The sequence below is a fragment of the Bradyrhizobium sp. NP1 genome, from assembly GCF_030378205.1.
GTDB lineage: Bacteria > Pseudomonadota > Alphaproteobacteria > Rhizobiales > Xanthobacteraceae > Bradyrhizobium.
In genome coordinates, this window is sequence record NZ_CP127385.1 from 4,426,603 (window position 1) to 4,438,935 (window position 12,333).

Genomic DNA, 12,333 nt, shown 5'->3' on the forward strand with positions numbered 1-12,333 from the left:
GAGCCGCCTCAATCGGCACCCTGAACTTCGGCCTGCCGAACCGATCGGGCGTTGAAGATCAGGAAGCTGAGGGCCGCCATGATCCAGACCCCAATCCCGCCATAGAGCATCACCCAGCCGAAGCCGTTCGCAAGCGCCGCATGCACGGCGGAATCCGTCAGGCCCCGCACAGAGACGGCGTTTCCGGCGGCGATCCTTTCGGCGAGCAGACGCAGCTCGCCTCCGTCGAGGCTTGGCAGCGCGCTCCTGAGCTGCGCCAGCACGCCGCTTGCAAGGATGAAGCCCATCATCGCGATGTTGACCGAAAGCGACACCATGCGCGCGCTCATGTCGATACCTGAAGCCATGCCCGCGCGGTCGCTCGACACCGAACCCGTCGTCGTGTTGGTGACGGGCGTGTTGGCGATGCCAAGGCCAATTCCCGCGGTCAGGCATCCAGGCAGCATGGTCAACCAGTTTGCCTGCGCGGCGGCGCTGCCGAACCTCATCAGGACGAAGCCCGCGCCGATCGTGAACAGCCCCGCCGGAATGATGACACCGGGCTGATAGCGCAACGACAGGCGCTCCGCCACTGGCGGCATCACGAGGGTCGGCAGCGTATAGGCGAGCAACGCGAGACCGGCGGAAACGCTGTCGTAGCCGAGCCCGGCCTGGAACCAGATCGGCAGATAGATCATGAATGGCCAGTAGCTGAGGTTCATCGCCGACGAGCCGATGATCGCCCCGGAAAAGGGACGGATGCGAAAGACGGAGAAATCGAACATCGGCCGCCGGCTGACCTTCTCGGCAATCAGGAAAGCGATGAAACCCGCGACCGACACGCCGAGGATGGCAAGGCCCCGCGCGCTGGCGAAACCAAAATCCGGTCCCTGCGTGATGTAGAAGACGAGACAGAAGACGGCGAGCGACAACGTCACAATGCCGGCGAAGTCGAGGCTGCTGGCCTTCGGGTCCTTCGATTCCCGAACGCCGCTCATGGTGAGCGCGAACGCCAGAACGGCGAACAGCACGTGTATGAGGAATACCCATGCCCAGCTCAGGAGGCCGGCGATCACGCCGCCGATGATCGGCCCGAATCCCAGGCCGATGCCGAAGATGACACCCCACCAGCCCCAGGCGACCGCGCGTTCCCGCGCGCCTTCGAACGCGTGAGAGAGCACGGCGATCTGACAGATCAGAAGCGCGCCGCCGCTCATGCCCTGGAGGAACCGCGCAACGATGAGCGTGGTGACGTTCTCGGCGACACCGCAGATCAATGACGTCACGCCAAAAGCGGCGATCGCGACCAGAAAGATGCGCTTGCGCCCATAGCGGTCCGCCAGGGTTCCGATCGCCATCAGCACCGTGGTGACGGCGATCGTGTAGGCGTTCATGATCCATTGCAGCTGCTGGAAGTCGGCGTGCAGCACGCGCTCCAGCGTCGGCAGGATCGCGGGGATGCTGGAAATCTCCAGTCCGAACATCAGGCACGAAAGGCAGACGGCGGACAAGACGACCACGCCGCGTCGTGTCAATGTTGTGGGCATGCTTCGGCCTTTCGTTGTTGCGACGCCGACGGCTTAGCCCACGCTGCTGCCAGATCCTGGCAGCAGCGACCTGCTGGTCGGCGCACGAATAATTGATGCGGCGGAGGAGAACCTGTCCGCCCTGTTGCATGCCGCGGAAGCTAGTGGCGGCTTGATCCCTTTAGAATTGGATGGTTGGATATTTCAGAGACAACAATTTCGAATAAACGAGATGACCACGCTGGATGTTGACGCCGTCAAGGCATTCGTCGCGATCGCCGATCTCCGCAGTTTCACCCGCGCGGCCAAGGCGCTCGGCACGACGCAGGGCGCGATCAGCGTGACGTTGAAGCGGCTCGAAGCCCGGATCGGCAAAAAGCTGGTGGAACGCACGCCGCGGCTGGTGCGCCTGTCGGCACACGGCGCGGTGTTTCTGGATTCCGCGCGCGATTTCCTTGCCGCGCATGAACGCGCCGTCGCCGGGCTGTCGTCGGTCCGGCGCCGGCTCGCCATCGGCATCGCGACGAATGTCGGGGGCGGTGAGGTTCCGACATTGCTGACGCGGCTGAATGCGCATGATCCCGCGCTGACCATCGACGTCCGGCTGGACGATTCCCGGGACCTTCTGGACGCCTTCGACCGCGGCGAAGTCGATGCAGCGATCGTCCGTCGCGAGGACGATCGGCGAAATGGCGAGGTGCTGGTGTCTGAGCAATTCGGCTGGTTTGCCGCGCCGGGTTTTGTGCACCGCGCAGGTGAGCCGCTGCGCCTGGCGGCATCGTCTCCCTCCTGCGGGCTTCGAAACATCGCCGCGCATGCGCTCGATGCCGCGGGAATACCATGGACGGAGGTTTTTCTCGGTTGCGGCTCGTTTGCCGTGACGGACGCCGTCTCGGCCGGCCTTGCAATTGCGGCCCTGTCGCGCCGCCTTGCCCCATCGGGCACAGTCGAGGTCGGACGCCGGTTCGGGCTCCCTGCACTCCCCTCTTCGGAGATCATGTTGCTGGCCAGACTTTCGGATCGAAGATCGCGCGCAGCGCTCAGAACAGTTGCGACGGCCTTTCGCGAGCATGATCCGTCCGCGTCGGCCGCATCAGGTGGCAAGCGGACACGCGTTGCCACATCGATGTCGTGAGCGGGTCGTACAGCCCATCAAACAGCCCCTGCTGTCATCGCCCGGCTCGACCGGGCGATCTAGTATTCCAGAGACGGCCGTGTTCATCTGCGACGCTTCTGGAATACTGGATGCCCCGCATTCGCGGGGCATGACGAAGAGAGGATACACGTCCGCATTCCCGCGGCCCGAATGGCGCCCGAGGCGTTGAGCGAACCACCCTCAAAGAAAAGAGGGCGCAGGGAATGCCGGGTGCGCGATGCACCCGCAGCCTCGCGTGCGAAAGGTGGAAAGCACACGAGTTAGTCACCACAGGTACACCGAAACATCCGGCATTCCCTGCGCGATGGTTTTAACGGTTTCCTTCGTGCTCTCCCCGGAGACCGGGCTTTGTTGCCTCCGTCGTTCGCAAGATCATCTTGCGAGCTTGATGCCAGCGTCGGGGCATCAGGACCACACGACTTCGCCGTCCGCGCGCCATCACTCGTCTGTTGAGACGCCGCGTCCATCGCATCCCGCCTCGCGTCCGTGACGATCGCGATACGCCCCTCTTGTCAAGGCGGAACGGCGCGGGTCTTAAAGATGATTTGCCCGACGGCTCAAGCGGAATATTTTTGTGCGAGGGGCTGGACAGGGTTTGCGCTGATTTGCCCGTCGGGCAAATCAGCGCGTGCTGCGGAACAAGCTGCGGCGGACAGCACGCGCTCAAGCACCTCCCTCGACACAGGCTCGTCTTTGAATCTGCGCACCGCCCGTCGGCTTGTGACTGCCTCATACACGTCCATGATGATCGCCTCGCTACCGCCGGTCATCCGTTTCGTTCAAACGCATGCGGTCGTCTCGTTCGGCCCTAACCCAGCAAGCGGTCAGTACTCCCACGGGCCCGGTACCCAACGAAAGACGTCGCGGTCGACCGCCACATGGCAGACGGACGGGAACGACAGGTGAGTGGCCACCAGCGACTCGCGGTTCGCCGCCAGCTCCCGCAAAAGACGGACGCGGACGCGGGCCGCCTCCTCGGGGTCGTGTTCGAAGCCGTTGTACCAGTCGGGGTGCTCGAACCCGACCTGGAACACGGCGTCGCCAGCGAACGTCAGACGGTCGCTGCCGGATGCCAGGCGGACCACGCTGTGCCCGGGGGTGTGGCCGCCAGTGCGTGTGACGAGCACCCCCGGCGCCACCTCGTGCTTCTCCTCGAACGTCCGCAACTGGCTCTGGTACTCGTGCAAGAACCGCTTGGCCGTCCGCCGAAGCGCGTCCGGGAACCCCGGCGGCATGGAGACGTGGGAGAAATCGGGCGACTCCCAGAACTTGGTTTCGGCGGCGGCCACGTGGATGCGCAGGTCCGGACGCAGCCGGCCCCTCACTCCGTCGACGAGCAGCCCGCCGACATGGTCCATATGCATGTGGGTGAGCACCACGTCGGTCACGGATGCGAGATCGATGCCGGCGGCCTCCAGTCGCTGGACGGTCCGCCCGGCCCGCGGCAAGTCCGGGAACTCCGCCCCCATCCCAGCGTCGATGAGTATGGTCCGGCCGCCGCTACGCACCACGACCACGTTCAGCGCCCACTCGAGCACGTCCGGCGGCAGGAACATGTCCTCCAGCCAGGCCGCCCTGACGGCCGGGTCAACGTTGTGGCCCAACATCGCGCCTGGCAGCGATAGCACCCCATCGCTGACCACCATTACGTCAATTTCGCCGACCTTCAGCGCGTAGCGCGACGGAACCAACTCGGGCTCCGGTCTACCGTGGATGTACTTCGCGTTCACCTTGTCGGCGCAGTGCTTGACCGAGTGCTGTGAGGTGTTGTCCAAGCTCATGTTTGTCTCCTGCTGACTGCCTTACCTTTCGTGTACTTGGGTTGCTGTAACAGTCACTGTGCGGGCACGAGCGCCGGGGCGCCCTTGTCCTTGATCAAGAGCACCAGGAATTTCGCCGGCTGGGTGCCGCTTGCGTTCCGGTCGACGACATGAACGTCATCAGGGCCTTCATAGAAGGACTGTCCTGGTGTCAGTGTCACCTGTTGTCCACCCTTCAGCTGCATCACGACGGAGCCCTCCAGCACGTAAACAAACGCATGTGCATTGTGTCGGTGGATAGCGCTCGACCCGCCGGGCGCATGCTCGACCGTGATCATCAGAGCTTCCCTGCCGGGATTTTCCGGAAGATCCTTAGACATGAGTGACGTGACCTTAGGCTCCTGAGCCACCGCCGTGCCGGTCATGAGGCACAGAAGAACCAACGCAACGAGTTTGATCGTCATAGTCGTCTCCTTCGTTCGTTGCCCGCGACCCGCTCGTGACAGACTGGACGTACCTATGCGGGATCAGGCTTTTGCCTGTGAGCGGCGGAGCCATTCGTCCAAACCGATGCGGCCGAGGCGCGCTTCGCCCAACGGCACGAGCGAATGCTCCTCGACCCGGCCGCCCCAATATCGAGCCTCGGGGTCACGCACCACCTGGCGCGGGTCGCCGACGGCCTTCAGGTAACGGGCGACGATCTCGTTGAGCGGCGCTCGTTCCGGACCGGCGATCTCGACGATGCCGTTTCGCGGCGCCGCGAGCGCCACCTCGGCAACGATCGCAGCCACGTCATCCGCCGCGATGGGCTGGAACAGGCCGGGCGGGAGCCTGACTGTGTTTCCATCCGCACTTGATGCGGCGATACCGCCGAGGAATTCCATGAACTGGGTCGCGCGGACAACGGTGTAGGGGATGCCGGAGGCCTCGATCAGTTCCTCCTGCGCGACCTTGGCGCGGAAATAGCCGTTGTCTGTCCGGTCGATTGCGACGATGGACAGCGCGACATGGTGCCGGACGTCCGCTGCGGCCTCCGCCGCCAGAAGGTTGCGGCCGGAAGTCTGGAAGAATTCCAGCACCGCCTTGTCTTCAAACGAGGGCGAATTGGCGAGGTCGACCACCACCTGCGCACCGGCCAAGCCCTCCTTGAGCCCCTCGCCGGTGATGGTGTTGATGCCGCTCTTGGGCGAGGCGGCGACAACCTCGTGGCCGCCCTGGCGCAGAATGGCGACGGTCTTCGAGCCGATCAGGCCGGTGCCGCCGATGACGACGATCTTCATGACTTACCCTCCCTCGTCGATGACTGGAGACCCTTCAAGGGTTTGAAGGCTGGGGAGGACAATACGCGAGCATCGTGAAAAACCCGAGATGTATTCTCCAAAGGCCGCGACTTCGGCGCCTGGCTCGGACTGGTGCCCAAGCAGATCTCGACGGGAGACCGCACGATCCTCGGCAAAATCTCGAGGCGCGGCAATCGCTACCTGCCCGTTCTGTTTGTGCAGGCGGCATGGGTTGTGCTGCTCAGGATAAAGAACTGGGAACCACGGGCTCAAATCCTGGATCGAAGCCGCCAAGAGGCGGTTGCATCACAACGTGCTGGCGATCGCGCTCGCCAACAAGCTTGCCCGCGTCGCCTGGGCGGTGCTGGCTAAAGGACGCGCCTTCGAGTTGACGAGGACTGACGATGTAGGCGTCCGACCCGCTTGATCCTCGCGCCGTGCTCGGCGCGGTCAAGGCGCAGCCTGGCAACGCCGGAGCCAGCCGCAAGCCAAGCGCGACGGCCGGCCTTGACCGCCCCTGCGCGCTACGCGATCGACGTTCTGGGACGAAGGAACGCCCCTTGGCTCGAACAAAGGAACTGCACGATATGAGGAGCAAGCGATGACGTAACCCTATCAACCGTTTCCAGCCGAGGTCTGCGAGAGGATGAGACAAAATGGAGGATCGGTCTTCCCGGCGCATGCGAACACTGGTGACCCAAATGGCCCATTGAGGCCTGTCCGGTACTGAGATCGCACGCGCGCTGATATCCATGATGGCCCGGAGCACAACACGCTCCAATCAGAGACCGGATACATTGATGCAAGGCCGCATCTGCCAGGTTGACGAAACCTCTTGCAACGCGCGGCCGGACCATACATTGGGTCAAAAGGCGAAAACTCAACGTGAGCAAGTTCAGTCCGCTAAGCCCCATTGAACGGATCTCAATGAGGCGTGTTGCCACTTCGCTGATGGGCCAAAGGGCGACATTGTGATGAGTGATGCCGTCCCATGCTGATTTTCGCGAATGAGCAATTTTGACCATACGCTCGCATTGCTCTGCGGCATGATATTTCGATCACCGCTCTATTCTCGGCATCCATCGGTGACTGAGAGTGTTGTGCTCCCGCCCGATCTTGGGAAAAGCATCATGCCCGAAATTCAGCCAATGGGTAACGATACGCTATTCCGTGTTGTGGTGTTGGTGTTGGGAACGATCCCGGTCGCTCTGGTTGCCGCGGCGGTGCTGATATCCCCGCCGTAATTCCGGGGTGATCGCTGGTAATAACCTGGCGCATGTCGCGGGATAGCCAAAGGTCGCTACCAAAGACCCGCTGTTCACAAAACAAGCGCTCGCGCAGATAGCCAAAAGCGGGTACGTCAAAAATTCTGAATGAGTACGGCGAGGCGCAAGCCAAATTAGTCGGCAAAGCCGTCGCCCTTACCGACGGAAAGGCAGGCACGGTCGAGAACGTTTGGCTAGTCCATTCGGCATCGGCTGCGCGCTGCCCAGAGCGCGCTCCTTTCAGATCATTCCAATCAGGATGAAAAGAGCGACCTCTGTCAGGAAAGTGGCGCTCATAATGGCGACCGTAAGGAACGCGTCGCCCGCTGGTAGAGGGGTCATAGCATGCCTCGCGCGTTGCGACGACTGGAACCGGTTCTGGCTCCCTGCCCGCGCCAACACCCTTGACCCTTGCCCATCGCGCTCCGTTAATAAGCACCACGCCGCACGGCGCGACGCGCATAGCGGTAATCGCGACGGTCGACACGACGCGCAGTCACGCGGGCGCGCCGGTACGTGACGGCCTGCGCTTGATCAACGCTTAACTCCACGCCGCGCGGTGTCACCTGGGGCGAGACCGGAATGATCGCCAACATCACTGCTGCAAACAGCAGTCCGACAATCGAGGAAACTCTCATTGCACCTACTTCCTATTGTCCACCATGGCCGTGCCACCAGCAAAAGCTGTCTGGTCTGTGTGCCTATTTGTCGGCCACTCTGAGATCGCCCTATTCCGCGAGGATAGACCGCGAAAGGCTGCCAACTGAGGTCGCCTTAGGGCTTGTTCCGGCAGAGAGAACCAAGCCGCCCAGGAATGCATCGTCTCTTTCTGCTGCTCCATATCGGAGCTCGCAGCATTAGGGCACGAAAAGGTCGCGCAGGATGTTCTTTTTTATACACCCCGGTTGATTTTCTTGCGGCCAGCCGTTGCTGCGCGGCGAAATAACAGCCATCACGAGTAGGCGCGGCTTCCGGTTTGGGTGAATCGCGTCTTTCTAATCGTGCACCAACCACTTCCGGTCTACCGCGATAAGCAGACGATTTAAGAGGCTTTCAGGACTTTCGCATTTGGGCCATGTGTGGACTCACGCCGCGCATCAGCAAGGAGAAGCGTGGCCGACAATGTGCAAGCGCCGTCTTTGGTGGAGCAACACGCATCATGGCAATCCGTGCCATCAAGCCGCCGAATGGCGGGCTCTGCTCAACTTGAACGCTTGCCTTCCCACGCAGCCCTCAGCATCTGCTCGATGCGGTTGGCTTGCTCTTTCGTCAGATTGACCGCCAGACTGGTCCCAACCACTGCCGGCCCCTTACGTTGTCGATCGTAAACCATCCAGCCCTTGCCCCCCTGGCGAACCAAGAATCTGGATGGAGGAGACGCGTTGTCGCGTTCCTTACATATCCGATCCCACGTATTGATCATCGGACCATCACCTGAATCCTTCGATCAGCGTCCTCCAGCCAAGCGCATCGTTCCCCATTAGCAGCACAACGCCAAGCGCTGCCAAGTGGTGTGGCAATTCGCAATCGGGACGGGCGTTCATGTTGTTGACGAACGCCGCGACCGCGCCTCTAAGATCGCCTCGGTCGAGATATTCGAACGCACGTTGCTTGCACCGCTCGACATATTTGTCGCGCGGCATGTCAGTTATCAGGGAACGTTCCATTTTCGCCACCCCAACCGATGACCGTTTCGAATAATGGAGGTTGGAAGGGAACGGATTTGACGTCTGTTCGAGAAGTGACAAAGAGACGTTTTTTAGTCGCAGTGTGGGAATTAGGACACAGGCGCGCGCATCGCGACCGCGCCCGTCCGCGCCGGGCTCAGCCCGCCCTTTATGGCTGTCACAGTGACCGCGCGAGGTCAGAAAAGCGCCCCTCTCGAACTCATGCGCCGCAAAAGGCAATCGCTATTCAATCACCTCGTCGGCGAGGGCGAGGAGCGTGGGGGGTACCGACAGGCTGAGAGCCTTGGCGGTGTTGATGTTGATCACGAACTCGTATTTTGCCGACTGCATCACTGGCAAGTCTGCCGGTTTTTCACCCTTGAGAATCCGTCCGGTGTAGACACCAGCCAGTTGCATGACGACATAAAAATCCGCCCCATAACTCATCAGCCCGCCACTCACTGCATATTCACGGTTGTCGAACATCGCGGGCAATCTATAGCGGGCCGCCAACCTGACGATTTGTTCGTGACGGCTGAAGAAAAACGCATCGGTGCTGACAAGCAGGACGGTGTCGGGCTGCGGAGGCAGCTTTGCAAAGGCAGCATCAATATCGGCATCCGTGCTGGCGTTGACTGTTTCAACGTGAAGGCCAAGGCCCGCCGCGCCGGCTTGCAGGTCCTTGAGATAGGAGCCAGACAATACCGAGTTGGGGTTGACGAGCGCGAAATAGCGCGCCCCCTGCGGCACCACCTGGCGAATGAGCTCAAGCCGTTTCGCTGCGATGTCGGCATTCAAGGAGGTCGCGCCGGTGACATTGGCGCCCGGTCGGCTGAGGCTTGCCACGAGGCCAAGGGCGACCACGTCAGCGCCGGCGGCGAAGACGATCGGAATTGTCGTCGTTGCAGATTTGGCAGCAAGTGCCGCATCCGTGCTGCCCGGAGTTGCGATCACGGCGACCTGCCGGCGGATCAAATCGACAGCCATCTCGCGCAGCCGATCAACATGCCCATCGGCCCAGCGGAATTCGATTGCAACGTTCCGACCCTCGACAAAACCGGTGTCGCTTAGGCCTTTTCGGTAGGCCGCCACGCGCTGGATGTTCTGCTCGGGTGAGCCTGCGTGCAGGAAGCCGATGACAGGCATCGATAGCTGCTGCGCCCGCGCGGCGAACGGCCAGGCCGCAGCCCCAGCAAGCGTACGGATGAACTCGCGCCGCTTCATTGCACCCCCCCTGCAAAGACTTCGGTGTGTCGGGCTTCGGAAGACAGTGGATGCGCGGGGGCGTTCGACAGACCTTAAGTGTCGTGCCTAAGGAACGATAACACACCACAAGGGTGCTGCACTGCGAGATTTCGAACCCGCAGATGTCGGGGTTGGGTCACGAGCGACAAAACTCACATTGAGCAGAACAAGTCCGCTCTTACCCTGATCGCCGACATGCCAAGCCACATGGATTTCCGTCGGTCAGGGCCAATAAGAGACTCATGCGCTGCATCAAAGATGCTTTTATTCGATCACTTCGTCGGCTCTGGTGAGCAGCGTGGGGGGAATGGTGAGCCCGAGCGCCTTTGCGGTGGTGAGATTGATGCAGAGCTGGAAACGGGTCGGCTGCTCGACTGGCATGTCCGCCGGTCTTTCGCCCTTCAGGATGCGGTCGACATAATAGGCGGTGCGGCGCGCGATCAGGCGCTGGTCCGCGCCGTAGGAGATCAGCGCGCCGGCATCCAGCACTTCCTTCACATAGCCGCAGCACGGCAATTTGCGCGCCAGCGCGAGCTCCGCGATCCTTTTTCTTGCCGACATAGAACAGGCTTTCGGCATTGAAGAAGACGGCCTCCATGTGGTCTCCGACCATGGCGTCGAAAGCGGGCTCGAGGTCGTCGAGCGTGCCGACGTTGTAAGGCTTGCAGGTCAGTCCGAGCTTGGGACCGGCGACGTTCGATTGCTCGACATAGAAATTCGAGATCGGATTGGTGGGGTTGACGATCATGGCAACCTTCGCGAGTTGCGGACTGATCTCCTTGAGATATTCGAGCCGCTTGCCGACAAGCTCGAGGCCAAAATTGGTAAGACCCGTGGCGTTGCCGCCGGGATGGCGCATACTCTCGACGAGCTTGGCCCCGATCGGATCGGCGACATACATGAAGACCATCGGGATGGTCGAGGTGGCTTTCTTGACATAGGGCGCCGCACCGCCGACGCCCACCAGCACGTCGGGTGCGAGCGCCACAAGCTCGGCCGCCATGCTCTGAAACTTCTCCGGCTTTTCGGCGGGGAAACGGTGAATGAGCTCGATTTTTCCTTTATAGCCAAGCTCTTCAAACCCCCCGAGCAGGCAACCGTAATAGGGCCACTCGCCGTCTGCGTCGGCGGCGTGCCAGAGCACGCCGACACGCGGAATTGTCGTCCTTCGCTGGGCCCACGACCGGACAGGCGATACCGCTGCCGCGCCCACCGCGAGAGCAAGGAAATCTCGCCGTCTCATGCTGCGCTCCCAACCATGGCAGCGCATCATGTCCGCGCAGGCCGGATGTACGAAGAGCCAAAAAGGTGGTCTACGTCCGCAGTGGGTCCCAGGACCGGACTCATGCGGTGCAGCAAAAGAGAGCGCTATTCGATCACCTCGTCAGCAACCGCCAACAGGGTCGGCGAAACTTCGATATCCAGCGATTTCGCAGTCTCCAGATGGCTATGCCGCGCCGTTCTCGAGGCTGACGATCACGGCGGCATTGGCGATGATGATGGCGTCACCGCCCTGCTCCGCCGGAATTTCCAGCCCGCCCTTCACTGCGGTCACGGTGACGGTGCCGTAAGGCAGTTCCTTGGCGACGGCTGCGGTGTCGACACCAGCCGGATCAGGCACGCCGATCGTGACATCGACGAACATGTCGTTCGCGGTCTTGCCCAGCATGCGGAAGAAGCCGAGGCTGGAATGGCGGATCGCGTCCGACACCGCGCGCTTTGCGGCTTTCGTCGCGTCGCGCCCGTGAACGTCGACGCCCATGCCCATTTCGGTGATACAGCGGATACGTGCCATTGCTCGCCTGCTCCCACGCGATCATTTGGGAACGTGATACCGTGTTGATCCCGCGGGAGCAAATTTTCCGGCCCCACATTTTCTGGCCCGGTGCGTCGCTCATTGACTCCGGGATGCCGCTGCGAAGGCCGTCTCCCGATCTCCCCTGGCCTGGGAACGCACCAGAAAATAGAACGCGACGATGTGCGTGATCATCAGCATGGGCACGTAGATGATCGGGATCGCGTACAAGGCGCCAAGCTCGCCCGCCAGCGCGGGAAGGCCAACCTGGACGGCGTGGTAGTAGTCGAGGATGAGATCGACGACACCGACGAGGTTGAATGCGACCACGAACAGCCAGAACAGCGGGCGGACCCGCACCGTGAGAAGCGCCAGCATGGCCAGCACGCCGGTTGCGAAATCATAGTAGGCGGCGAACGCCGCGAAGCCGGCCGGCAGGTTGGGGCCGACGACGCCGGGAAGCATGAAGACAAGCCCGAAAAAGCGGAAGCTGTGCACCGTGGCGATGGCGCGCTGTGCTTCGAGATGGTCCATCACCTTGAGCCGCGGCCAGACGTAGACGCCGAAGCAAAGCAGCCAGGCGACGTATCCCAGGACGAGCTGGATTTGGAAGATAACTTCCGACGACATGTTGGTCTCCTATCAGATGTTGATGATGCG

12 protein-coding genes and 2 pseudogenes are annotated in these 12,333 nt (G+C 61.8%); 3 read left to right on the plus strand and 11 right to left on the minus strand.

The features are described from left to right. Nucleotides 1–8: 8 nt before the first annotated feature. Nucleotides 9–1,526: an MFS transporter gene (locus QOU61_RS21435; RefSeq protein WP_289653187.1), complete on the minus strand. Its 1,518-nt coding sequence runs from the start codon at nt 1,524–1,526 to the stop codon at nt 9–11. Nucleotides 1,527–1,737: 211 nt separating this feature from the next. Between QOU61_RS21435 and QOU61_RS21440 the strand changes: the two genes are divergently transcribed. Next, entirely contained in the window at nt 1,738–2,640 is a 903-nt protein-coding gene (locus QOU61_RS21440; protein ID WP_289653188.1) for a LysR substrate-binding domain-containing protein, read from the plus strand. Between the two features lie 655 nt (nt 2,641–3,295). Here QOU61_RS21440 and QOU61_RS21445 read toward each other — a convergent pair. From QOU61_RS21445 to QOU61_RS21460, 4 genes and pseudogenes are all read right to left on the minus strand, one after another. Next, nucleotides 3,296–3,404 (minus strand): annotated as a pseudogene (locus tag QOU61_RS21445) (nitroreductase family protein); the annotation flags it as partial. An 81-nt stretch (nt 3,405–3,485) separates the two neighbouring features. Continuing rightward, on the minus strand, nt 3,486–4,442 hold the full coding sequence (locus tag QOU61_RS21450; protein ID WP_289653189.1) for an MBL fold metallo-hydrolase: 957 nt from the start codon (nt 4,440–4,442) through the stop codon (nt 3,486–3,488). A gap of 53 nt (nt 4,443–4,495) precedes the next feature. After that, nucleotides 4,496–4,885, minus strand: coding sequence for a cupin domain-containing protein (locus QOU61_RS21455; protein WP_289653190.1), 390 nt, complete (start codon nt 4,883–4,885; stop codon nt 4,496–4,498). Between the two features lie 63 nt (nt 4,886–4,948). Beyond that, nucleotides 4,949–5,701: an SDR family oxidoreductase gene (locus QOU61_RS21460; RefSeq protein ID WP_289653191.1), complete on the minus strand. Its 753-nt coding sequence runs from the start codon at nt 5,699–5,701 to the stop codon at nt 4,949–4,951. A gap of 81 nt (nt 5,702–5,782) precedes the next feature. Here QOU61_RS21460 and QOU61_RS21465 point away from each other — a divergent pair. Next, nucleotides 5,783–6,128 (plus strand): annotated as a pseudogene (locus tag QOU61_RS21465) (transposase); the annotation flags it as partial. Between the two features lie 580 nt (nt 6,129–6,708). Continuing rightward, complete coding sequence (locus QOU61_RS21470; protein ID WP_289653192.1) at nt 6,709–6,945, plus strand: hypothetical protein; 237 nt, start codon at nt 6,709–6,711, stop codon at nt 6,943–6,945. A 449-nt stretch (nt 6,946–7,394) separates the two neighbouring features. Here QOU61_RS21470 and QOU61_RS21475 read toward each other — a convergent pair whose 3' ends face one another. The 6 genes from QOU61_RS21475 to QOU61_RS21500 form a co-directional block, all read right to left on the minus strand. Next, on the minus strand, nt 7,395–7,604 hold the full coding sequence (locus QOU61_RS21475; RefSeq protein WP_289653193.1) for a hypothetical protein: 210 nt from the start codon (nt 7,602–7,604) through the stop codon (nt 7,395–7,397). Between the two features lie 792 nt (nt 7,605–8,396). Further along, complete coding sequence (locus QOU61_RS21480) at nt 8,397–8,633, minus strand: hypothetical protein (RefSeq protein ID WP_289653194.1); 237 nt, start codon at nt 8,631–8,633, stop codon at nt 8,397–8,399. A gap of 243 nt (nt 8,634–8,876) precedes the next feature. Then, entirely contained in the window at nt 8,877–9,857 is a 981-nt protein-coding gene (locus tag QOU61_RS21485; RefSeq protein ID WP_289653195.1) for an ABC transporter substrate-binding protein, read from the minus strand. Nucleotides 9,858–10,056: 199 nt separating this feature from the next. Next, the gene (locus tag QOU61_RS37365; protein WP_289653196.1) at nt 10,057–11,121 is read right to left on the minus strand and encodes an ABC transporter substrate-binding protein; all 1,065 of its coding nucleotides are present in this window, start codon (nt 11,119–11,121) and stop codon (nt 10,057–10,059) included. A gap of 204 nt (nt 11,122–11,325) precedes the next feature. After that, the gene (locus tag QOU61_RS21495) at nt 11,326–11,673 is read right to left on the minus strand and encodes a Lin0512 family protein (protein ID WP_289653197.1); all 348 of its coding nucleotides are present in this window, start codon (nt 11,671–11,673) and stop codon (nt 11,326–11,328) included. Between the two features lie 99 nt (nt 11,674–11,772). Continuing rightward, on the minus strand, nt 11,773–12,303 hold the full coding sequence (locus tag QOU61_RS21500; RefSeq protein ID WP_289653198.1) for a DUF8737 domain-containing protein: 531 nt from the start codon (nt 12,301–12,303) through the stop codon (nt 11,773–11,775). Between the last annotated feature and the right edge of the window lie 30 nt (nt 12,304–12,333).

Coding starts and splice junctions, on each gene's coding strand:
- QOU61_RS21435 (WP_289653187.1), bottom strand. CDS start 1,526: ATGCCCACAACATTGACACGACGCGGCGTGGTCGTCTTGTCCGCCGTC.
- QOU61_RS21440 (WP_289653188.1), top strand. CDS start 1,738: ATGACCACGCTGGATGTTGACGCCGTCAAGGCATTCGTCGCGATCGCC.
- QOU61_RS21450 (WP_289653189.1), bottom strand. CDS start 4,442: ATGAGCTTGGACAACACCTCACAGCACTCGGTCAAGCACTGCGCCGAC.
- QOU61_RS21455 (WP_289653190.1), bottom strand. CDS start 4,885: ATGACGATCAAACTCGTTGCGTTGGTTCTTCTGTGCCTCATGACCGGC.
- QOU61_RS21460 (WP_289653191.1), bottom strand. CDS start 5,701: ATGAAGATCGTCGTCATCGGCGGCACCGGCCTGATCGGCTCGAAGACC.
- QOU61_RS21470 (WP_289653192.1), top strand. CDS start 6,709: ATGAGCAATTTTGACCATACGCTCGCATTGCTCTGCGGCATGATATTT.
- QOU61_RS21475 (WP_289653193.1), bottom strand. CDS start 7,604: ATGAGAGTTTCCTCGATTGTCGGACTGCTGTTTGCAGCAGTGATGTTG.
- QOU61_RS21480 (WP_289653194.1), bottom strand. CDS start 8,633: ATGGAACGTTCCCTGATAACTGACATGCCGCGCGACAAATATGTCGAG.
- QOU61_RS21485 (WP_289653195.1), bottom strand. CDS start 9,857: ATGAAGCGGCGCGAGTTCATCCGTACGCTTGCTGGGGCTGCGGCCTGG.
- QOU61_RS37365 (WP_289653196.1), bottom strand. CDS start 11,121: ATGAGACGGCGAGATTTCCTTGCTCTCGCGGTGGGCGCGGCAGCGGTA.
- QOU61_RS21495 (WP_289653197.1), bottom strand. CDS start 11,673: ATGGCACGTATCCGCTGTATCACCGAAATGGGCATGGGCGTCGACGTT.
- QOU61_RS21500 (WP_289653198.1), bottom strand. CDS start 12,303: ATGTCGTCGGAAGTTATCTTCCAAATCCAGCTCGTCCTGGGATACGTC.